At 55.7% G+C, this 19,789-nt stretch carries 20 protein-coding genes; 17 read left to right on the top strand and 3 right to left on the bottom strand.

The window, feature by feature from the left end; all coding sequences use genetic code 11:
- Positions 1–207: 207 nt before the first annotated feature.
- The 14 genes from pdxB (at position 208) to hisP (ending at position 13,643) form a co-directional block, all read left to right on the top strand.
- Positions 208–1,344, top strand: coding sequence for a 4-phosphoerythronate dehydrogenase PdxB (gene pdxB, locus JG725_RS05880; RefSeq protein ID WP_199377055.1), 1,137 nt, complete (start codon positions 208–210; stop codon positions 1,342–1,344).
- An 87-nt stretch (positions 1,345–1,431) separates the two neighbouring features.
- On the top strand, positions 1,432–2,442 hold the full coding sequence (locus JG725_RS05875; RefSeq protein ID WP_172288912.1) for an aspartate-semialdehyde dehydrogenase: 1,011 nt from the start codon (positions 1,432–1,434) through the stop codon (positions 2,440–2,442).
- The gene (truA, locus tag JG725_RS05870) at positions 2,442–3,269 is read left to right on the top strand and encodes a tRNA pseudouridine(38-40) synthase TruA (RefSeq protein WP_172288914.1); all 828 of its coding nucleotides are present in this window, start codon (positions 2,442–2,444) and stop codon (positions 3,267–3,269) included. The genes JG725_RS05875 and truA overlap by 1 nt, the downstream gene beginning before the upstream one ends.
- Before the next feature lie 67 nt (positions 3,270–3,336).
- Positions 3,337–3,999, top strand: a complete 663-nt coding sequence (locus JG725_RS05865; RefSeq protein WP_172288916.1) for a DedA family protein — start codon at positions 3,337–3,339, stop codon at positions 3,997–3,999.
- Between the two features lie 226 nt (positions 4,000–4,225).
- Positions 4,226–5,140, top strand: coding sequence for an acetyl-CoA carboxylase, carboxyltransferase subunit beta (gene accD / locus JG725_RS05860; protein WP_172288918.1), 915 nt, complete (start codon positions 4,226–4,228; stop codon positions 5,138–5,140).
- Positions 5,141–5,230: 90 nt separating this feature from the next.
- Positions 5,231–6,499 carry a bifunctional tetrahydrofolate synthase/dihydrofolate synthase gene (gene folC, locus JG725_RS05855; RefSeq protein WP_199377053.1) on the top strand — a complete coding sequence of 423 codons (1,269 nt, stop codon included), beginning with the start codon at positions 5,231–5,233 and terminating at the stop codon, positions 6,497–6,499.
- Complete coding sequence (gene dedD, locus JG725_RS05850) at positions 6,489–7,205, top strand: cell division protein DedD (RefSeq protein WP_199377051.1); 717 nt, start codon at positions 6,489–6,491, stop codon at positions 7,203–7,205. Before folC ends, dedD begins: the two co-directional genes overlap by 11 nt.
- A 147-nt stretch (positions 7,206–7,352) precedes the next feature.
- A complete protein-coding gene (gene cvpA / locus JG725_RS05845; protein WP_172288924.1) occupies positions 7,353–7,844 on the top strand; it encodes a colicin V production protein in 492 nt (163 codons plus the stop codon).
- A 30-nt stretch (positions 7,845–7,874) separates the two neighbouring features.
- Complete coding sequence (purF, locus tag JG725_RS05840; RefSeq protein ID WP_172288926.1) at positions 7,875–9,392, top strand: amidophosphoribosyltransferase; 1,518 nt, start codon at positions 7,875–7,877, stop codon at positions 9,390–9,392.
- A gap of 152 nt (positions 9,393–9,544) precedes the next feature.
- Complete coding sequence (locus tag JG725_RS05835) at positions 9,545–10,114, top strand: UbiX family flavin prenyltransferase (protein ID WP_172288928.1); 570 nt, start codon at positions 9,545–9,547, stop codon at positions 10,112–10,114.
- A gap of 421 nt (positions 10,115–10,535) precedes the next feature.
- A complete protein-coding gene (locus tag JG725_RS05830; RefSeq protein WP_199377049.1) occupies positions 10,536–11,315 on the top strand; it encodes a lysine/arginine/ornithine ABC transporter substrate-binding protein in 780 nt (259 codons plus the stop codon).
- A 140-nt stretch (positions 11,316–11,455) separates the two neighbouring features.
- Entirely contained in the window at positions 11,456–12,145 is a 690-nt protein-coding gene (hisQ, locus tag JG725_RS05825) for a histidine ABC transporter permease HisQ (protein WP_172288932.1), read from the top strand.
- Complete coding sequence (locus tag JG725_RS05820) at positions 12,138–12,854, top strand: ABC transporter permease (protein ID WP_199377047.1); 717 nt, start codon at positions 12,138–12,140, stop codon at positions 12,852–12,854. The genes hisQ and JG725_RS05820 overlap by 8 nt, the downstream gene beginning before the upstream one ends.
- A gap of 15 nt (positions 12,855–12,869) precedes the next feature.
- A complete protein-coding gene (gene hisP / locus JG725_RS05815) occupies positions 12,870–13,643 on the top strand; it encodes a histidine ABC transporter ATP-binding protein HisP (protein ID WP_172288936.1) in 774 nt (257 codons plus the stop codon).
- 22 nt (positions 13,644–13,665) lie between these two features.
- Here the strand turns inward: hisP and JG725_RS05810 are convergent, their stop codons facing one another.
- The 3 genes from JG725_RS05810 to yfcG form a co-directional block, all read right to left on the bottom strand.
- A complete protein-coding gene (locus JG725_RS05810) occupies positions 13,666–14,571 on the bottom strand; it encodes a TIGR01777 family oxidoreductase (protein WP_199377045.1) in 906 nt (301 codons plus the stop codon).
- A 142-nt stretch (positions 14,572–14,713) separates the two neighbouring features.
- Entirely contained in the window at positions 14,714–15,085 is a 372-nt protein-coding gene (gene folX, locus JG725_RS05805; protein ID WP_172288940.1) for a dihydroneopterin triphosphate 2'-epimerase, read from the bottom strand.
- A 70-nt stretch (positions 15,086–15,155) separates the two neighbouring features.
- Entirely contained in the window at positions 15,156–15,782 is a 627-nt protein-coding gene (yfcG, locus tag JG725_RS05800; RefSeq protein WP_199377043.1) for a GSH-dependent disulfide bond oxidoreductase, read from the bottom strand.
- Between the two features lie 268 nt (positions 15,783–16,050).
- Between yfcG and eat the strand changes: the two genes are divergently transcribed.
- The 3 genes from eat to eutC all read left to right on the top strand — a co-directional run bounded on the left by eat (position 16,051) and on the right by eutC (position 19,694).
- The gene (gene eat, locus JG725_RS05795) at positions 16,051–17,436 is read left to right on the top strand and encodes an ethanolamine permease (RefSeq protein ID WP_172288944.1); all 1,386 of its coding nucleotides are present in this window, start codon (positions 16,051–16,053) and stop codon (positions 17,434–17,436) included.
- A gap of 75 nt (positions 17,437–17,511) precedes the next feature.
- Positions 17,512–18,903 (top strand): ethanolamine ammonia-lyase subunit EutB, encoded by a 1,392-nt coding sequence (locus JG725_RS05790; protein ID WP_199377041.1) that lies wholly within the window; start codon positions 17,512–17,514, stop codon positions 18,901–18,903.
- Positions 18,900–19,694, top strand: a complete 795-nt coding sequence (gene eutC, locus JG725_RS05785) for an ethanolamine ammonia-lyase subunit EutC (protein WP_172288948.1) — start codon at positions 18,900–18,902, stop codon at positions 19,692–19,694. The genes JG725_RS05790 and eutC overlap by 4 nt, the downstream gene beginning before the upstream one ends.
- Positions 19,695–19,789: the final 95 nt, after the last annotated feature.

The following is a 19,789-nucleotide window of genomic DNA, read 5'->3' as shown; positions in this document are numbered from 1 at the left end:
TTACCGCTGTCGCTGCCATTAGCCATAGTCAACGCCGGATATCTGGCGGACGGATTGCCGCCGATCATCGGCAGTACGTCGCTGCGACATCGCCGCCGCCGGTCATCAAGGCCGTATCGGCCGGCCGATAGCATTGGGCTTCCTGATCATTCAGTGGCAAAATAACCCCCCTCTTTTTTGCAGGGCAACAGGCTACCGGGGAAGACAATGAAGATTGTGGTTGATGAAAATATGCCGTACGCGCGCGAGTTGTTTAGCCGTCTGGGCGAGGTTCAGGCCGTGCCGGGGCGTCCGCTGCCGCTTGACGCGCTGAAGGATGCCGACGCATTGATGGTGCGTTCGGTGACCAAGGTGAATGCCGAACTGCTGGCCGGCGCCGCGGTGAAGTTTGTCGGCAGCGCCACGGCCGGCACCGACCATGTGGATCAGCGCTGGCTTGAGGCTAACGGCATTGGCTTTTCAGCCGCGCCGGGCTGCAATGCGATCGCGGTTGTCGAATACGTCTTTTCTTCCCTGTTGCTGCTCGCCGAACGCGATGGATTCCAACTGGGTGATAAAACCGTGGGCATCGTCGGCGTCGGTAATGTGGGCGGCCGCCTGAACGAACGCCTGAAGGCCTGGGGGGTAAAAACCTTGTTGTGCGACCCGCCCCGAAAAGATCGCGGGTACGAGGGCGATTTCCTGCCGCTGGACGCGCTGGTGCGCGAGGCGGATATCCTGACGCTGCATACGCCGTTATACCTTGACGGCCCGTACCGGACTCATCATCTGGTCGATGAGGCGGTGCTGGACGCCTTCGCCGACGGACGTATTCTGATTAACGCCTGTCGCGGCCCGGTGGTGGATAATACCGCGCTGCTCAACGCGCTGAAACAGGGGAAAAACCTCAGCGTCATTCTTGACGTATGGGAGCCTGAACCGGCGTTGTCCACCGAACTGCTGGCGTTGGTGGACGTGGGAACGGCGCATATCGCCGGCTATACGCTGGAAGGCAAAGCCCGCGGCACCACGCAGGTTTTTGAAGCCTTGAGCCGGTTTATCGGCGATCCGCAGCCGGTGGCGCTGTCTTCTTTGCTGCCGGAGCCGGAATTTGCTGAAGTGACCTTAACGTCGCCGCTCAATGAAGCGTTATTAAAGCGTCTGGTTCATCTGGTGTATGATGTGCGCCGGGATGATGCTCTATTGCGCCATTGCGCGCATCAGCAGGGCGGATTTGATCGCCTGCGCAAACATTATCAGGAACGACGCGAGTGGGCGTCGCTCCGTGTTATCTGTGCCGACGGCGCCAGCGCGGAATGTCTGCGTAAGCTGGGCTTTAATGCCACGGCGATGGCCGATCGTTAATCACTCTGTAGCCTGATTTGTTGTTAAAAACCCGGCGGTATCTATCGCCCGGGAATGTTTCATTCATAAGTTTGGGGAGAAAACCACATGTCCGACGGCTGGAATATTGCTCTGCTGGGCGCTACGGGCGCAGTAGGCGCGGCGTTACTGGAATTATTGCAGGAGCGCGAATTTCCGGTGGGTGAATTGTATCCCCTGGCCAGCGAACGCAGCGTGGGGGAAATCATCCGCTTTAACGGTAAGTCCTGTCCGGTGGAAGATGCGGCGGATTTTGACTGGTCGCAGGCCCAACTGGCGTTTTTCGTCGCCGGTCAGGAAGCCAGCGAGCGTTATGCGGAAGAGGCGGGTAATGCCGGGTGTCTGGTCATCGACAGCAGCGGTTTGTTTGCGCTGGAACCGGACGTGCCGCTAGTGGTGCCGGGGGTGAACGCCCATGCGCTGGCCGATTATCGCAACCGTAATATCGTGGCGGTCGCGGATAGCCTGACCAGCCAACTGCTGACGGCGATCAAACCGCTGACGGAAGCCGCCGGTTTATCCCGTCTGCACGTCACCACTATGCTGTCGGTTTCCGCCCATGGCAAAGCGGCGGTGGATGATTTGGCCGGGCAAAGCGCCCGTTTGCTGAACGGCATTCCGCCTGAGGCGGGATTATTCCCCAAACAACTGGCGTTCAACCTGTTGCCGCTGTTGCCCGATGGCGAGGGCAGCGTGCGTGAAGAGCGCCGTCTGGTGGATCAGGTGCGTAAAGTCTTACAGGATGAGGGATTGCCGATTTCCGTTACCTGCATCCAGTCGCCGGTTTTCTACGGCCATGCCCAGGTGGTTCACCTTGAGGCGCTGCGTCCGCTCTCCGCCGAGGAAGCGCGGGATGAACTGTTGCAGGCCGGCGACATTCAGGTCAGCGAAGAGCAGGATTACCCAACGCAGGTTGGCGACGCCTCCGGCAATGTGCTGCTGAGCATTGGCTGTTTGCGTAATGATTACGGTATTCCCGAACTGTTGCAGTTCTGGTCGGTGGCGGATAACGTCCGTTTCGGCGGCGCGCTGATGGCGGTGGAAACCGCAGAGCGTCTGGTACGGGAGTATCTGGGGTAATGTCTGAGCCGATACTGGCGGCGGAACCGGCTCCGCTGAAAATTGCGCTGGGGATTGAGTATGACGGCAGCCGCTATTATGGCTGGCAGCGCCAGGCCGAAGTCGGCAGCGTACAGGGATGTCTCGAACAGGCGCTGAGCAAAGTCGCCAATGAGCCGATAAGCGTATTTTGCGCCGGGCGCACCGATGCCGGCGTGCACGCGACCGGGCAAGTGGTGCATTTTCTGACGCAGGCGGCGCGCAAGGACGCGGCCTGGACGATGGGGGTGAACGCCAATTTACCGCCGGACATCGCCGTGCGCTGGGTCAAAACGGTTGACGATGATTTTCACGCCCGTTTCAGCGCCACGGCGCGCCGTTATCGTTATGTCATCTATAATCATCGCTATCGTCCGGCGGTGCTGGCCAGAGGCGTCACCCATTGTTATCTGCCGCTCGATGCCGAACGGATGGCGCGCGCGGGACAATGTCTGCTGGGGGAGAACGATTTTACCTCGTTTCGCGCCGTGCAATGCCAGTCCCGCACCCCCTGGCGCTATGTAAATCATTTAAAGGTTACGCGTCATGGCGCCTATATCGTGGTAGATATTAAGGCCAATGCGTTTGTACATCATATGGTTCGCAATATCGTCGGTAGTCTGATGGAAGTGGGCTGCGGCAATCAGCCGGAAGGATGGATTGCCGAACTGCTGGCGGCGAAAGATCGTTCATTGGCCGCCGCCACTGCCCGGGCCGAGGGGTTGTATCTGGTCGCCGTGGACTATCCCGCGCGTTTTGCTCTGCCGCGGCCGGCGATGGGACCTTTGTTCTTGAACGATGAGAACTAAGTGGCGGTGTTTTGTCCGGCTAAACTGATGACGCTGGCGGCGGCGACATCGAGAAAGAGAAATTTTTATGGAATTTATACGGTTTATTATTGATTTTATTCTGCATATTGACGTGCATCTGGCGGAACTGGTGGCGCAATATGGTGTCTGGATTTATGCCATTTTATTTTTGATTTTGTTCTGTGAAACCGGGCTGGTGGTGACGCCGTTTTTGCCGGGCGATTCTTTGCTGTTTGTCGCCGGCGCGCTGGCGGCCCTGCCATCCAACGCGCTGGATGTTCATCTGATGGTTTTCCTGATGATTGCGGCGGCGATCCTCGGCGACGCGGTGAATTACACCATTGGCCGGCTGTTCGGGGAAAAGCTGTTCAGTAATCCGGACTCAAAAATTTTCCGGCGCAGCTATCTGGATAAAACGCATCAGTTTTATGCCCGTCACGGTGGTAAAACAATAATTCTGGCGCGCTTTGTCCCTATTGTGAGAACATTTGCGCCGTTTGTTGCGGGAATGGGACATATGAGTTACCGGCATTTTGCCGCTTACAATGTGATCGGCGCGTTGTTATGGGTGGTGTCTTTCACCTATGCGGGTTATCTGTTCGGCGATTTGCCGGTGGTGCAGGAAAACCTGAAATTACTGATTGTCGGGATTATCTTTGTCTCTATTCTGCCGGGCATCATTGAAATTGCCCGACACCGCAGAGCCGCCGCGCGCGGCGATGTAAAATAAGCGAAACGTATTTTAACATCCGGTTTGACCAGTTTTTTATCCACAGTACCGGATCGTTATGGTTTAATGGGCAGCATTTATGGTCTGTTCCTGGGAATAATCCCTGGCGCCAACGCTTTGGCGGCGCGATCGACGCGCGCCTCAGGTGTTTTTTAATCGGCGATGCCGTCGGGGAACACATGAACAGCGGACTGGCGTGTGCCAGGTTCAAGCAGAAAGGTTATCAATGAGCTGGATTGAACGAATTCTTAACAAAAGCAATATTACGCCAACCCGTAAAGCGAACATTCCTGAAGGGGTGTGGACGAAATGCGATAGCTGCGGTCAGGTGCTTTATCGCGCGGAGCTGGAACGTAATCTGGAAGTTTGCCCCAAGTGCGATCATCACATGCGTCTTTCCGCGCGAGCGCGCCTGCAAGCTTTCCTGGATAAAGAAGGGACAGTGGAGCTGGGTAGCGAACTGGAGCCGAAGGATATCCTGAAATTCCGCGACTCTAAAAAATATAAAGATCGTCTGGCCGCCGCGCAAAAGCAATCTGACGAGAAAGACGCTCTGGTGGTGATGAAAGGAACGTTATACGGTATGCCCGTGGTGGCCGCGTCGTTTGAGTTCGCTTTCATGGGCGGTTCGATGGCCTCAGTGGTCGGCGCGCGTTTCGTTCGTGCCGTCGAGCAGGCGCTGGAAGAGGGTTGCCCGCTGGTGTGTTTTTCCGCCAGCGGCGGCGCCCGGATGCAGGAAGCGCTGATGTCGCTGATGCAGATGGCGAAAACCAGTGCGGCGTTGGCAAAAATGCGCGACCGCGGTTTGCCCTACATTTCCGTGCTGACCGACCCGACGATGGGCGGCGTGTCCGCCAGTCTGGCGATGCTGGGCGATCTGAATATCGCCGAACCCAAAGCGCTGATCGGCTTTGCCGGCCCGCGGGTAATTGAGCAAACGGTGCGTGAAAAACTGCCGCCGGGCTTCCAGCGCAGTGAATTCCTGATTGAGAAGGGCGCTATCGACATGATCGTGCGCCGCCCGGAGATGCGCTATAAACTGGCGACGATTCTTGCCAAGTTGACCAATCATCCGGAACCGAGCAACGATGTGGCGGAACTTCATCACGACGCCGCCGCTGAATCGCAGGATGAAGCGTAGTTGAACTAATGAACAGGAAGCATTAATACCGCGTCGAGCGGAATTAATGCTTCCTGTATAAAATGAACCGTAAGCCAGTGAACGGGACTCATGGATAATCTTCACATACCCCAAGCCACGTCGCCTTTGGTCACGTGGCTTCATTATCTTGAGCACCTGCACGGCCAGGCCATCGATTTGGGACTGGATCGCGTAAAGCAGGTTGCTGAGAATCTTCAATTATTGCAGCCCGCCAAGGTGATATTTACCGTCGCAGGAACCAATGGCAAGGGCACGACCTGCTGTACCCTGGAATCGATACTGCTGGCCGCCGGACTGCGGGTGGGCGTATACAGTTCTCCCCATTTGCAGCGTTATACCGAACGGGTAAGAATTCAGGGTAAAGAGTTGCCGGAATCGCTGCATTGTCGGGCGTTTGCCGATATCGAAGCCGGAAGAGGCGCGGTGTCGCTTACCTATTTTGAGTTCGGAACCCTGGCCGCGTTGCAAATGTTCAAGCAGGCGACGCTGGATGTGGTGATTCTGGAAGTGGGGTTAGGCGGGCGTCTTGACGCCACGAATATCGTCGATGCCGACGTCGCGGTGGTAACCAGCATTGCGTTGGATCACACCGACTGGCTGGGTAACGATCGGGACAGCATCGGCAGAGAAAAAGCCGGCGTTTTCCGGCCGGGCAAGCCCGCGGTGGTCGGCGAGCCGGATATGCCGGGCGCGATTGCGGAGGTTGCCGCGGAAACAGGCGCGCGGCTATTACGGCGCGGCCGGGACTGGGATTTTTCCATTCAGCGCGACGGCTGGAGTTGGCAAAACAAGCAACGTGAACTGTCAGGATTGCCGATGCCGAATGTGCCTCTGGCGAATGCCGCGACGGCGTTGACGGCGCTAAACGCTTCCCCGTTAAACGTGAGCGAAGAGGCGATCCGCCAGGGGGTGCGACAGGCCGAGCTGCCCGGGCGCTTCCAGATCGTCGGCGCAAACCCGCTGCTGATTCTGGACGTGGCGCATAATCCTCACGCCGCCGCTTATCTGGCCGGCCGGCTGTCGGCATTGCCGAAAACCGGGAAAGTTCGCGCGGTGATCGGTATGCTGGCGGATAAGGACATTGGCGGCACTCTGAATCATTTGAAGCCGCTGGTGGACGATTGGTACTGTGCGCCGCTGGAAGGCCCGCGCGGCGCTTCTGCGGCGCAACTGGCCGAGCATCTGGAACGCTGTCAGTCATTTCCGGATGTCGTGACCGCCTGGCGACAGGCGATGTCTGACGCGGCCGCGCAGGATATCGTCATTGTGTGTGGATCTTTTCATACGGTAGCGCAGGTTATGGATGCGCGGGATGAGGGGAAAACGTATGGCGAGTAAATTTCAGAATCGTTTAGTCGGCACGATTATTCTGGTTGCGCTGGGCGTCATTGTGCTGCCCGGCCTGCTGGACGGTAAGAAAAAACATTATGAAGATGAGTTTGCGGCGATCCCGTTGGTGCCTAAAGCGGGCGACAGCAACGAGATGGACGCGTTGCCCGCGCTGAATCAGCCTTTACCCAACCAGCCGACGGAAGGGGAGGAGGTCATCATTCAGGATAAGAGCGCGTTGCCTGCGGCCGAAAGTCCCGAACCGCCGGAAAGCCCGCCTCCTGCGGCCAATGCGCCCGTCGTCGCTGCGCCGCCGGCCGTGGTTGAACGGCCGCCGGTTCAGACGCGGCCTGAACCGCAGCCGAAGCCGGAAGTAAGACCGGAGGTTAAGCCGAAGCCTGAACCGAAACCCAAACCGGAGCCGAAATCCGACGTCCGGCCGGATAAGCAGACCGCAGAACAGGCGCCCGCCGGGCAAGCTTACATCGTACAGCTCGGCGCGCTGAAGAATGCGGATAAGGTTAATGAGATCGTCGCCAAGCTGCGCCTTTCCGGCTATCGGGCGTATACCGTGCCGGCGACGCCGGTGGCGGGGCAGATTACCCGTATTTATATCGGGCCGGACGCGTCAAAAGAGAAATTGCAGTCTTCGCTGGCGGAATTGCAGCGGCTCAGCGGGCTGAGCGGTCAGGTCAGATCGCACAGCGTGCGTTAAGGGGATTCGGCTTTTTTCGTTTGATTGTCTATTGATGAAATCGACGGAAATACGCTACGCAAACGTTTTCTTTTTCTGTTAGAATGCGCCGCGAACAGGATGACGTGGCGGCTTAGCGGTTGGCATCGTTCATTATTAGGGTAGCTCATGGTTTGGGTTGATTACGTCATTATTGGCATCATCGGATTTTCGGCTCTGGTCAGCCTGATCCGGGGGTTTATACGCGAGGCATTGTCGCTGGTAACCTGGGGATGTGCGTTTTTTGTCGCCAGCCATTACTATGCTTATCTGGCCGTGTATTTCACCCGTTTTGACGATGAACTGGTACGTAATGGTATCGCTATTGCCATTCTGTTTATTGCGACGTTAATTGTGGGTGCTATTGTCAACTATGTGATTGGTTCATTGGTTGAACGCACCGGATTATCGGGCACCGATCGCGTATTGGGCATCTGTTTCGGCGCGCTGCGCGGTGTGTTGATCGTCTCCGCCCTGTTGTTCTTTCTGGATACCTTCACCGGTTTTTCACAGAGCGCCGACTGGAAGCAGTCCCAGTTAATTCCGCAGTTCAGTTATATTATCAGGTGGTTTTTTGACTACCTGCAAAGCACGTCAAGTTTCTTGCCGCAGCATATATAGCTGCGGTAGCGCTGATGAGGAAAAGACACCATGTGCGGTATTGTCGGTATCGCCGGTTTTACGCCGGTCAACCAGTCGATTTATGACGCGTTAACGGTGTTGCAACACCGTGGGCAGGATGCCGCAGGCATCATCACCATTGACGCCTTGAACTGCTTTCGCCTGCGCAAGGCCAACGGCCTGGTGAAAGATGTGTTTGAAGCACGGCACATGCAACGTTTACAAGGCAATATGGGCATCGGGCATGTGCGTTATCCCACCGCGGGCAGTTCCAGCGCCTCGGAAGCGCAGCCTTTCTACGTTAATTCGCCGTTTGGCATCACCCTGGCGCATAACGGTAACCTGACCAACGCTCACGAACTGCGTAAAAAGCTGTTTGAGCAAGAGCGTCGTCATGTTAACACCACCTCTGATTCTGAAATTCTGTTGAACATTTTTGCCAGAGAGCTGGATCGTTTTCAGCACTATCCTCTGGAAGCCGACAATATTTTTGCCGCCGTTGCGGCGACGCACCAGCAAATTCGCGGCGCCTATGCCTGCGTGAGCATGATTATCGGTCATGGCATGGTGGCTTTCCGCGATCCCAACGGCATCCGTCCGCTGGTTATCGGTAAACGCGATCTGGAAGACGGCCGCAGCGAATATATGGTGGCGTCGGAAAGCGTGGCGCTGGATACGCTGGGTTTTGAATTCCTGCGTGATGTCGCGCCGGGCGAGGCGATTTACATCACCGAAAAAGGGCAGTTGTTTACCTGTCAGTGCGCCGAGAATCCGAAAAGCAATCCCTGCCTGTTCGAGTATGTTTACTTTGCGCGCCCGGATTCGTTCATCGATAAAATTTCCGTGTACAGCGCTCGTGTGCGTATGGGTCAGAAGCTGGGCGAGAAGATTGCACGCCAATGGGAAGATCTCGACATTGACGTGGTGATCCCCATTCCTGAAACCTCCTGTGATATCGCACTGGAAATCGCGCGCATCATCGATAAGCCGTATCGTCAGGGGTTTGTAAAAAACCGCTATGTCGGTCGTACTTTTATCATGCCGGGCCAGCAGGCGCGCCGTCAGTCGGTTCGACGTAAGCTGAATGCCAACCGTGCCGAGTTCCGCGATAAAAACGTTCTGCTGGTCGATGACTCCATCGTACGCGGAACCACCTCCGAGCAGATTGTGGAAATGGCGCGCGAGGCGGGCGCCAAGCGCGTGTATCTGGCTTCGGCGGCGCCGGAAATTCGTTTCCCTAACGTTTACGGTATCGATATGCCGAGCGTTAACGAGCTGATTGCCCACGGTCGAGAAGTGGAGGAGATCCGCCAGCTTATCGGCGCGGATGCGCTGATTTTCCAGGATTTGGACGATCTGATCGCCGCCGCCCGTGAAGATAACCCGGATATCACCCAGTTTGAGTGTTCGGTATTCAACGGGGTATATGTGACGAAGGATGTCGATCAGGGCTATCTGGACTATCTGGAAATGCTGCGTAATGACGATGCCAAAGCGTTGCGCAGCCAGAATGAAGTGGAAGATCTGGAGTTACACAACGAAGGCTGAGTGTTGAAAACCTTGTCGCGGTGTAACGGAAAGGGAGTGCGCTTGGCGCGCTCCCTTTTCTTATTCTTGCTTATCGCCAACCGATCCGGCAAAGTCAGCGCAGATCCGTTTTACGCGTTGAGCACCGGCGCGGTCAGTCAGAGGCAGTCTTGATGAAGCGACTCATTATTGGTATTTCCGGCGCCAGCGGCGTGGTGTATGGCGTACGTCTGTTGCAGGTTTTGCAGGCGATAGAAGGCATAGAAACGCACCTGATCATGAGTCAGGCGGCGCGCCAGACGCTGTCGCTGGAGTCTGATTTCAACCTGCGCGATGTACAGATGCTGGCGGACGTGGTGCATGATACGCGCGACATTGCCGCCAGTATCTCCTCCGGCTCATTTAAAACCGCCGGGATGGTGATATTGCCCTGCTCGATAAAAACCCTGTCCGGGATTGTGCACAGCTATAGCGATAACCTGTTGACGCGCGCCGCGGATGTGGTGCTGAAAGAGCGCCGTCCGTTGGTGCTTTGCGTGCGTGAAACGCCGCTGCATCTGGGGCATTTACGCCTGATGACGGCGGCGGTGGAACTGGGCGCGATTATTATGCCGCCGGTGCCGGCTTTTTATCATCGCCCGCAAACTGTGCAGGATATTATCGATCAGACGGTGAACCGCGTGCTCGATCAGTTTGACATCACGCTGCCGGAAGATTTGTTTACTCGCTGGCAAGGGGCGTAAACGCTGGTTTTTTTGGCGCAGGTGCGAAAACCGCGCGTTGGGGTCGATAAGTTTCGCGCCCCATTTTGGGGCTTTTTTATCCTATCGCACTACGGTAATGCGATAACGCACTAAAATAGCGCATTGATACTGGCGTCATGCGCAGGCGGCTCCCCAATTCTGTCATATCGGCTCAGCCGCCGCCGCGTAAAAGCGGCATGAATCAAGTGATTAGTATGCTCATTATACAAAGCTCGCATCATGTGGCTTTGTTGAGGTAAATTTCTTATTCTGGCATGAAAACTGCAATGTTCCGCAGTGGCGGACACAGCAATGACATTAGTCGTTTTTAAAGCCATAGATCGTTCCTGAAATCGACAATCCGTTCTGGCGTTGACAGATAACTTTTGACCTTCAATCACTCATTGGTAAAGGTAGCAATATGAAAAAAATGATAAAGGTTTTACCGCTGGCGTTAATTCTGGCCGCAGGAAGCGCCATGGCAGCTATTCCTGAAAATATTAAAATAGGCACCGATCCCACCTATGCGCCGTTCGAATCTAAAAACAGCAGTGGCGAACTGATTGGGTTTGATATCGATCTGGCGAAAGAATTGTGTAAACGTATTGAAGCCAATTGTACCTTTGTCGAAAGCGACTTTGACGCGCTTATCCCGTCGCTGAAGGCCAAAAAAATCGACGCCATTATCTCCTCGCTCTCCATTACCGAAAAACGTCAGCAGGAAATCGCTTTTACTGAAAAACTTTATGCGGCCAATTCTCGTCTGATTGCCAAGCAGGGCGCGGGCATTGAACCGACGCTGGCCTCTTTGGGCGGCAAACGCGTCGGCGTATTGCAGGGCACCACTCAAGAATCTTACGCAAATGCCTACTGGCAGCCGAAAGGTATTGATGTCGTCGCCTATCAAAATCAGGATCTGGTCTATGCCGATTTGACGGCCGGCCGTATTGACGCCGCCTTTCAGGATGAAGTCGCCGGCAGCGAAGGCTTTCTGAAGCTGGACATGGGCAAAGGCTATGATTTTGCGGGGCCGGCGGTGAAAGACGATAAATATTTCGGCGTGGGCACCGGCATGGGGCTGCGTAAAGCGGATACCGAACTGAAAGCCGCGCTGGATAAAGCGTTTGCGGAAATGCGCGCAGACGGCACCTACGATACTCTGGCGAAAAAATACTTCGATTTTGACGTCTACGGCGGTTAAGTCTCCTGGCGTGTCGATAAACCTCTAAGATAGCGTCCTCCCCCGCACAAAACATCGGGCATGCTTTTGCGCGGGGGAGAGCGGATGGGGAAGAAAGTCTTGTCACTCATCGCTATTTTTACTCTGAACGGATATGCGCAATGCTTTATGGCTATTCCCCATTAATTCTGGACGGCGCGGCGATGACGCTGGAGCTGGCGGTGAGTTCGCTCTTGCTAGCGCTGGGTATTGGGTTGATCGGCGCCGGGGCCAAGCTATCGAAGAACGCCTTGTTGTCGGGGCTTTTCTCCTGCTATACCACGCTGATCCGCGGCGTGCCGGATTTGGTGCTGATGCTGCTGATTTTCTATGGCCTACAGATAACGCTGAATAGCGTAACCGAGACGCTGGGGGTCGGTCAGATCGATATCGATCCGCTTACCGCGGGGATCATCACCCTGGGATTTATCTACGGCGCCTATTTTACCGAAACATTCCGCGGCGCTTATCTGGCGGTCTCTCCCGGTCAGATTGAGGCGGCGGTGGCGTTCGGTTTTTCGCCGCTGAAGGTATTTCGCCGGATATTGTTCCCCTCTATGATGCGTTTTGCGCTACCGGGCATCGGCAATAACTGGCAGGTTATCTTGAAAGCGACGGCGCTGGTTTCGCTGCTGGGCCTGAATGATGTGATTAAAGCGACGCAGTTGGCGGGGAAAGGGGCGCACGAGCCGTTTTTCTTTGCGCTGGTTGCCGGCGCGATGTACCTGATTTTTACCACCATCTCCAACGGAGTGCTGTGGTGGTTGGAAAGACATTATTCGGCAGGAGTCAAAAAAATAAACTATGAGTGAGATCCTGCAACAATACTGGCAAGCCTTGCTGTGGAGTGACGGCTACCGTCTCACCGGGCTGGCGATGACGATGTGGCTGTTGATTTCTTCGGTCACCATCGGCGGCGCGATGGCGCTGCCGTTGGCGGTTGCCCGGGTTTCCCCGCGACGACGATTCAGCCTGCCGGTTTGGCTATTTACCTATGTTTTTCGCGGTACGCCGCTTTATGTTCAGCTACTGGTTTTTTACTCTGGCGTTTACAGTCTGGAAATCGTGCGCGGCACCGATCTACTGAACGCTTTTTTCCGCAGCGGGCTGAATTGCGCCGTTCTGGCGCTGGCGTTGAATACCTGCGCTTATACCACGGAGATTTTCGCCGGTGCGATTCGTTCCGTTCCGCATGGCGAAATTGAAGCGGCCCGGGCCTATGGTTTTTCACGTTTTAAGCAGTATCGCTGCATTATTTTACCGGGCGCGTTGCGTATCGCGCTGCCGGCCTACAGCAATGAAGTGATCCTGATGCTGCATTCCACGGCGCTGGCGTTTACCGTCACCGTGCCGGATATTCTGAAAATCGCCCGCGATATCAACGCCGCAACCTACCAGCCGTTTTACGCGTTCGGCATTGCCGCGGCGATCTATCTGGTGATTTCTTTTGCGTTAATCGGCCTGTTCAGAAAAGCGGAACAGCGTTGGTTACGCCATCTTGATACCCGTTCATCCCATTAAAAGCAGGAACAGAGTATGTCGAATAATAAGCTGATGGTGACGGATCTGCATAAACGTTATGATCGGCACGAGGTACTGAAAGGCATTTCGCTTAAGGCTAACGCCGGGGACGTAATTTCGATTATCGGATCGTCCGGTTCCGGCAAAAGTACCTTGCTGCGCTGTATCAATTTTCTGGAAAAACCCTGTGAAGGGGCCATTTACGTCAACGGCCAGGAAATCCGCATGGTGCGTGACGGCGACGGTCAATTGAAGATTTTTGATAAAAAACAGCTTCAGATGTTGCGCACCCGGCTGACGATGGTGTTCCAGCATTTTAATCTGTGGAGCTTTATGACCGCGCTGGAAAATGTGATGGAAGCGCCGGTTCAGGTATTGGGCCTGAGTAAGGCCGAAGCGCGTGAGCGAGCGGTGTTCTATCTGAATAAAGTCGGCATCACCGGCGAGGCGCAGGATAAATACCCGGCCAATCTGTCCGGCGGGCAGCAGCAACGCGTATCCATCGCCCGTGCGCTGGCGATGGAACCGGAAGTGCTGCTGTTTGATGAACCGACATCCGCGCTGGATCCCGAACTGGTCGGCGAGGTGCTGCGCATTATGCAGCAGCTGGCTGAAGAGGGGAAAACCATGGTGGTGGTGACGCATGAAATGGAGTTCGCGCGCCACGTTTCCAGCCATGTGATTTTTCTGCATCAGGGCGTGATTGAAGAAGAAGGGCCGCCGGCCAGCGTTTTCGGCAACCCCCAAAGTCCCCGGTTACAGCAGTTTCTGTCGGGAACATTGAAGTGAATTCAGTCTGGCTGGCGTGACGTCAGCCGGATTTTTTCATCACATCTTTCAGCGCCTCTTCCAGTTCAAAGAAACGAAATCCGAAACCCGCCGCCTCCAGCCTCTGCGGAATAGCGCGCTGCCCGCCCAGCACCAGCGTTGAGGCTTCGCCCAGCAGCAGTTTGATGGCGAAAGCCGGCGCGCGCATAAAACCCGGCCGATCCAGCTCGTCAGCCAGCATGGCGGAGAATTGTTCGTTACGCACCGGATAAGGGGAAACCATGTTAAACGGCCCGCTGAGTATCTGGTTATCCAACAGATAAATAATGCCGTTCACCATGTCGTCGATATGGATCCAGGGCATGTACTGTTTGCCTGATCCCATCGGGCCGCCCAGACCTAAACGGAACAGCGGCAGCATTTTTGCCAGCGCGCCGCCCTCGGCGGAAAGCACGATGCCGGTGCGCAACAGGCAGACGCGGGTCTTGTCGCTCTCGGCGGATTGCGCCAGCGCTTCCCAGCGGGCGCACAGATGGTGAGTAAATTCGTTGGCCGGGGTTTCATCTTCCGTCACCAGCGCGGCGCCCTGATCGCCGTAATACCCCACGGCGGAACCGGAAATAAAAACGGCGGGCGGTTCGCTGCTGGCGTTAATCAGTTTGGCGAGCTGCTCGGTAATGCTCCAGCGGCTTTGGCTCAGGCGCTGTTTCTGCTGTGGGGTCCAGCGTTTGCCGGCAATCGGCTCGCCCGCCAGATTAATGACGCCGTCGAATCCGTTCAAGGCGGTTTTATTGTTGAGTGTCGACCAGTATTCAACCTGATCGCCCAATACCTTTCTGGCGCGCTGGGGATCGCGGGTCAATACGGTTACATGATGAGAAAGCAGCAGTAATCGTTGAATCAAATGACGTCCGATAAGACCGGTTCCGCCGGTAACAAGTAATTGCATGTCTGGCCTCGCTTAGAACCTATTCCATAAGGGGGGTTATTTACCCTTTGGCCCCTGGCCGTGCCGCTTCGTTTTCTGTCTGAGGAAAACGTTACTCGCCAAACCGCCGCTGTTCCGACCGCGCTCGGAACGGATTGACAGGCTATGCTTTGCGATAGCTCATGGTCATGGACACCGAGTCGGCATACCGCAGGGCAAACAATTTATCCACTTCTACTTCAGCATAGGTGATCCAGTCATGATCGCTGGCGATATTGAGTACATCCTGCGTTAATTTTTCCAGCAGCGCGAAACGGTTTTCTTCAACGTGACGGATAATATTTTTGGTGATGGTGCGGTAATTCAATGCATCATCGATATTCTCGCTGTTGCGCGCCCGCACCGCCGGGTAGTGGATCACAACGTTGATGACAATATCCTGTTTGTTGTTGATCTCTTCTTCTTTAATGCCAATGAACGTGCGTAACCGCAGATTCTTTATACGAATAACGGCATCGGTATTACGGTGTGACATCCATCAGCCCTCGGTGAGTATATGTTGTTGTAACCATACCAGAAGATAACCGAAGGCCGAATGGGATTGATTACTGCTCCGCTAATTTATATGCCCGCTCGGTCGCCGGACGGGCGCTAATCCGTTCATACCAGTTTTTCACCGCCGGATAGTCTGCAAGATCGATGCGTTGACGCACATAGGAGACAACCCACGGATAGGTCGCAATATCGGCGATACTATAATGCTCACCCGCCAGCCAGGGGCTGTTCTGTAGCTGCTTGTTCAACACCCGGTATAGACGTTGCGTTTCCTGCTGATAGCGCTCAATGGCGTAGGGAACCGGCTGCGGAGCATAGTGATTGAAGTGATGGTTTTGTCCCAGCATGGGGCCGAATCCCGCTACCTGCCAGAACAGCCATTGCAGGGTTGCGGTGCGCTCACGCAGATCGTTGCTGAGCAGGACGCCGTGTTTTTCAGCCAGATACAGCAGGATTGCCCCGGATTCGAACAGGCTGATGGCGTCGCCGCCGTCAGCGGGCTGCCGATCGACAATCGCCGGGATTTTGTTGTTAGGGGAGATAGCCAGAAACTCCGACTTAAACTGTTCGCCGGTGCTGATGTTCACACGATGAAGCTGATAAGGAAGCGTTGCCTCTTCAAGAAAAAGCGTAATTTTATGTCCGTTGGGGGTAGGGGCGTAATAGAGGTCGATCATGGATAGCATCTCCGTTTCACTTTAGAAAAGCCGGAACACTACCCTATCATTTACCTGCATAGAAAATAAGCTGCCGCCGTGATAATTGAGATTGCCCTTAAAGCAGGCAACCGCTGCCGCATTACGGAGCGAACTGTCTCAAAAAGGGGCATGGCGCTGTCATCCGCGTTTTGCAACAGAGAATCCGGCCGGTGTTTATCTCCTCTTTCTATCTGGTACAGTCCTTGCAATATCCCTTGATATTATATTGATATCAGGGGATGGAAGTATGAAAAACAGCCAGGCGGAACCAGGATTAAAACGGACGTTGAGCAGTTTCCACCTATGGGGAATTGCCGTTGGGTTGGTTATTTCCGGCGAATATTTCGGCTGGAGTTATGGCTGGGCGCAGGCCGGTACGTTGGGTTTCCTGATCACCGCGTTAGCGATCGCCGCCATGTATTGCGCTTTTATCTTCAGCTTTACCGAGCTGACAACATCGATACCCCATGCCGGCGGGCCGTTTGCCTATGCCTATCGCGCCTTTGGTCCGACCGGCGGTTTTATCGCCGGGTTCGCGACGCTGATCGAGTTTGTGTTCGCCCCGCCGGCGATTTCAATGGCTATCGGCGCTTATCTGAATGTGCAGTTTCCTGCGTTGGACCCCAAATGGGTGGCCGTCAGCGCCTACCTTATTTTTATGGGTCTCAACATTCTTGGCGTCGGCATCGCCGCAACGTTTGAGCTGCTGGTCACATTGCTGGCGATTTTTGAATTATTCGTGTTTATGGGCGTGGTGGCGCCGGGTTTTGAATGGAGCAATTTCACCAGTCTGGGGTGGGCGGGGTCGGATGAGTTCAGTCCGGTGGCGTTGTCCGGTATTTTTGCCGCCATCCCGTTTGCCATCTGGTTCTTTCTGGCGATCGAAGGCGCGGCAATGGCGGCCGAGGAGGCGAAAGATCCGCGCCGCACCATTCCACGCGCCTTTATCTGCGGTATTCTGACCTTAACCCTGTTGGCCGTCGGCGTGATGCTGTTTGCCGGCGGCGTGGGCGACTGGCGGCAACTGTCGAATATCAACGATCCGCTGCCCCAGGCCATGAAGCTGGTTGTCGGCAGCAACAGCGGTTGGCTGCATATGCTGGTGTGGCTGGGGTTATTCGGTCTGATTGCGTCGTTTCACGGCATCATCATGGGCTATTCACGCCAGATATTCGCCCTGGCGCGCGCGGGGTATCTACCTAAGCCGCTGGCGCGTATTCACACGCGTTTCCGTACGCCGCACCGGGCCATTCTGGCCGGCGGCGTTGTCGGTATCGCCGCCATTTTCTCTGATTCGCTGGTGACCATCGGCGGGCAGCCGTTGACGGCCAATATTGTCACCATGTCGGTATTCGGCGCTATCGTGATGTATATCACGTCAATGGCTTCCCTCTTCAAACTGCGCCGCAGCGAACCCGAGTTGAACCGTCCGTTTCGCGCTCCCTGGTATCCGTTCGCCCCGGCTTTTGCGCTGGTGATGGCGGTCGTCTGTCTGGCTGCTATGGTTTATTACAATACGTTATTGGCAACGATTTTTGCCGGTATGATGCTGCTGGGCTATGGCTGGTTCCGTTTGACCCGCGGCTCGCGCGATAGCGCCGCATTTGATCCGCAACTGACGGCTTCCAAATAACAGATTGGATTGATGACATAAAAACGGCCCGTTATACAGATTACGGGCCGCCGGCAAGATGAACGAGGCGAAAGGATGTATCAGACGACGCTGAGTCACCGCAGTTATCGTTTTAATGATTTGCGTGAGCTGATGGCAAAGGCATCGCCGGCGCGCTCCGGCGATTTTTTGGCGGGCATCGCGGCGGAAAGCGCGGAAGAACGGATGGCCGCCCGCATGGCGCTGGCCGATTTGCCGCTGAAGACTTTTTTGCAGCAGGCACTGATCCCTTACGAGCAGGATGAAGTGACGCGGCTGATTATCGACAGTCATGATCGGGCGGCTTTTGCCCCCATCTCTCATCTGACGGTGGGGGATTTTCGCAACTGGCTGCTTAGCGAAAGTACGGATAGCGCTCTGCTGTCTCAGGTCGCGCCGGGGATCACCCCGGAAATGGCGGCGGCGGTGAGTAAAATCATGCGTAATCAGGATTTGATCCTGGCGGCAAAAAAATGTCGGATCACCACCAAATTTCGCAACACCATCGGTTTGCCCGGCCACATCAGCGTGAGATTACAGCCCAACCATCCGACCGACGATCTGAGAGGCATCGCCGCCAGTATGCTGGATGGCTTGTTATATGGCAGCGGTGATGCGGTGGTCGGCATCAATCCCGCCAGCGACAGCTTGCCGCTGCTGGAAAAGCTGAATTATATGCTGGACGATGTGATCGGTCGTTTTGCGATCCCGACGCAGTCCTGCGTGTTGACCCACGTTACCAATACGCTGCAACTGATGGAGCGGGGAGCGCCGATCGATCTGGTATTCCAGTCGATCGCGGGTACGGAGGCCACTAATACCAGTTTCGGTTTTAATCTGGCGACGCTGGAAGAAGCGCACCAGGCTGCATTAAGTCTGAAGCGCGGTACGGTGGGGAACAATGTCATGTATTTTGAAACCGGTCAGGGAAGCTGCCTGTCGGCCAACGCCAATCATGGCGTCGATCAGCAAACCTGTGAGGCGCGGGCCTATGCGGTTGCCCGGCGCTTCTCTCCTTTGCTGGTGAATACGGTGGTGGGGTTTATCGGTCCTGAATATCTGTATGACGGCAAACAGATTATCCGCGCCGGTCTGGAGGATCATTTCTGCGGCAAGCTGCTGGGAGTGCCGCTCGGTTGCGATGTGTGTTACACCAACCATGCCGAAGCCGATCAGGACGACATGGACACGCTGCTAACCTTGCTGGCTAACGCCGGACTGACGTTTCTTATGGGGGTTCCTGGGGCGGACGATATTATGCTCAACTATCAGAGCACATCTTTCCATGATGCGCTCTATATCCGCGAACTGCTGGGGTTGAAACATGCGCCGGAATTCGGCGCCTGGCTGGAGCAGATGCGGATTATCGATCCACTCGGCCGCCTGTGCGATACCGGCAGTCAGCACCCGTTATTACAGCATCAACCCTATCTGGAGAAACGCCCATGAGTAAGGTGATCCATGCTAATCCCTGGGAAGCGCTGCGTGAGTTTACCGCCGCCCGTATTGCGCTGGGCCGGGCGGGGGCCAGTCTGCCGACCCGCGAACTGTTGAAGTTCGGGATGGCGCATGCTCAGGCGCGGGATGCCGTTCATCAGGCGTTTGACAGTGAAACGCTGGCCCGGCGACTGGCGCGCGAAGGCCTGGAAACCCTCACCGTGCATAGCGCCGCGGAAAACCGGGAACAGTATCTCTGTCGACCGGATTTAGGCCGCCGGCTGGCTGATTCGAGCCGCGCGTTGCTGCGGAGCTTACCGGGTAAGCCAGCCGATCTGTTGCTGGTGGTCGGCGACGGCTTATCGTCTAAAGCGGTGCATCGGCAGGCTGTGCCGTTGATCGCCGCACTGCGGCCCTACCTTTCCCAGTTAGGGCTTTCGCTGGCGCCGGTGGTGCTGGCCCATCAGGCGCGGGTGGCGCTGGGCGATGATATCGGCGAGTGTATGCAGGCGAAAGCGGTTGCCATTCTGATCGGTGAGCGTCCCGGACTCTCTTCACCGGATAGCCTGAGCGTTTATATGACCTGGGGACCCACTACCCGGCGGCTGGAGTCGGAGCGCAACTGCATTTCCAATATCCGCCCTGAAGGGCTGGATTATCCCCAGGCGGCTTTTAAGCTGGCCTGGCTGCTGGAACAGTGCTTTCAGCGCCGCTTGTCGGGGATTCAGCTTAAAGATGAAAGCGACAATCCCGCACTGCATGGGCGGATCGCGCCGCCGTCTTGCGGGTTGTTATCCGGCTAGCGGCTTTTTCCTGCCGGCCGAACGTCATGCCCTGCCGGTGACGATACGATTTATCCTAAGTCTGGCGCTGCAACTTTGTTAAACTATGTCTGAAT

This window comes from Brenneria sp. L3-3C-1 (assembly GCF_016456245.1).
Classification (GTDB): Bacteria; Pseudomonadota; Gammaproteobacteria; order Enterobacterales; family Enterobacteriaceae; genus Brenneria.
Note: the sequence above shows the minus strand (reverse complement) of the source record. Positions and strands in the feature narration are given on the sequence as shown.

Excerpts from the sequence above, each read along its gene's own strand:
- JG725_RS05820 (WP_199377047.1), top strand. The coding sequence starts at position 12,138 with ATGAGTGAGATCCTGCAACAATACTGGCAAGCCTTGCTGTGGAGTGAC.
- accD (WP_172288918.1), top strand. The coding sequence starts at position 4,226 with ATGAGCTGGATTGAACGAATTCTTAACAAAAGCAATATTACGCCAACC.
- JG725_RS05830 (WP_199377049.1), top strand. The coding sequence starts at position 10,536 with ATGAAAAAAATGATAAAGGTTTTACCGCTGGCGTTAATTCTGGCCGCA.
- JG725_RS05810 (WP_199377045.1), bottom strand. The coding sequence starts at position 14,571 with ATGCAATTACTTGTTACCGGCGGAACCGGTCTTATCGGACGTCATTTG.
- hisQ (WP_172288932.1), top strand. The coding sequence starts at position 11,456 with ATGCTTTATGGCTATTCCCCATTAATTCTGGACGGCGCGGCGATGACG.
- JG725_RS05835 (WP_172288928.1), top strand. The coding sequence starts at position 9,545 with ATGAAGCGACTCATTATTGGTATTTCCGGCGCCAGCGGCGTGGTGTAT.
- JG725_RS05875 (WP_172288912.1), top strand. The coding sequence starts at position 1,432 with ATGTCCGACGGCTGGAATATTGCTCTGCTGGGCGCTACGGGCGCAGTA.
- purF (WP_172288926.1), top strand. The coding sequence starts at position 7,875 with ATGTGCGGTATTGTCGGTATCGCCGGTTTTACGCCGGTCAACCAGTCG.
- folC (WP_199377053.1), top strand. The coding sequence starts at position 5,231 with ATGGATAATCTTCACATACCCCAAGCCACGTCGCCTTTGGTCACGTGG.
- truA (WP_172288914.1), top strand. The coding sequence starts at position 2,442 with ATGTCTGAGCCGATACTGGCGGCGGAACCGGCTCCGCTGAAAATTGCG.
- eutC (WP_172288948.1), top strand. The coding sequence starts at position 18,900 with ATGAGTAAGGTGATCCATGCTAATCCCTGGGAAGCGCTGCGTGAGTTT.
- dedD (WP_199377051.1), top strand. The coding sequence starts at position 6,489 with ATGGCGAGTAAATTTCAGAATCGTTTAGTCGGCACGATTATTCTGGTT.
- JG725_RS05790 (WP_199377041.1), top strand. The coding sequence starts at position 17,512 with ATGTATCAGACGACGCTGAGTCACCGCAGTTATCGTTTTAATGATTTG.
- hisP (WP_172288936.1), top strand. The coding sequence starts at position 12,870 with ATGTCGAATAATAAGCTGATGGTGACGGATCTGCATAAACGTTATGAT.
- cvpA (WP_172288924.1), top strand. The coding sequence starts at position 7,353 with ATGGTTTGGGTTGATTACGTCATTATTGGCATCATCGGATTTTCGGCT.
- JG725_RS05865 (WP_172288916.1), top strand. The coding sequence starts at position 3,337 with ATGGAATTTATACGGTTTATTATTGATTTTATTCTGCATATTGACGTG.
- folX (WP_172288940.1), bottom strand. The coding sequence starts at position 15,085 with ATGTCACACCGTAATACCGATGCCGTTATTCGTATAAAGAATCTGCGG.
- yfcG (WP_199377043.1), bottom strand. The coding sequence starts at position 15,782 with ATGATCGACCTCTATTACGCCCCTACCCCCAACGGACATAAAATTACG.
- pdxB (WP_199377055.1), top strand. The coding sequence starts at position 208 with ATGAAGATTGTGGTTGATGAAAATATGCCGTACGCGCGCGAGTTGTTT.
- eat (WP_172288944.1), top strand. The coding sequence starts at position 16,051 with ATGAAAAACAGCCAGGCGGAACCAGGATTAAAACGGACGTTGAGCAGT.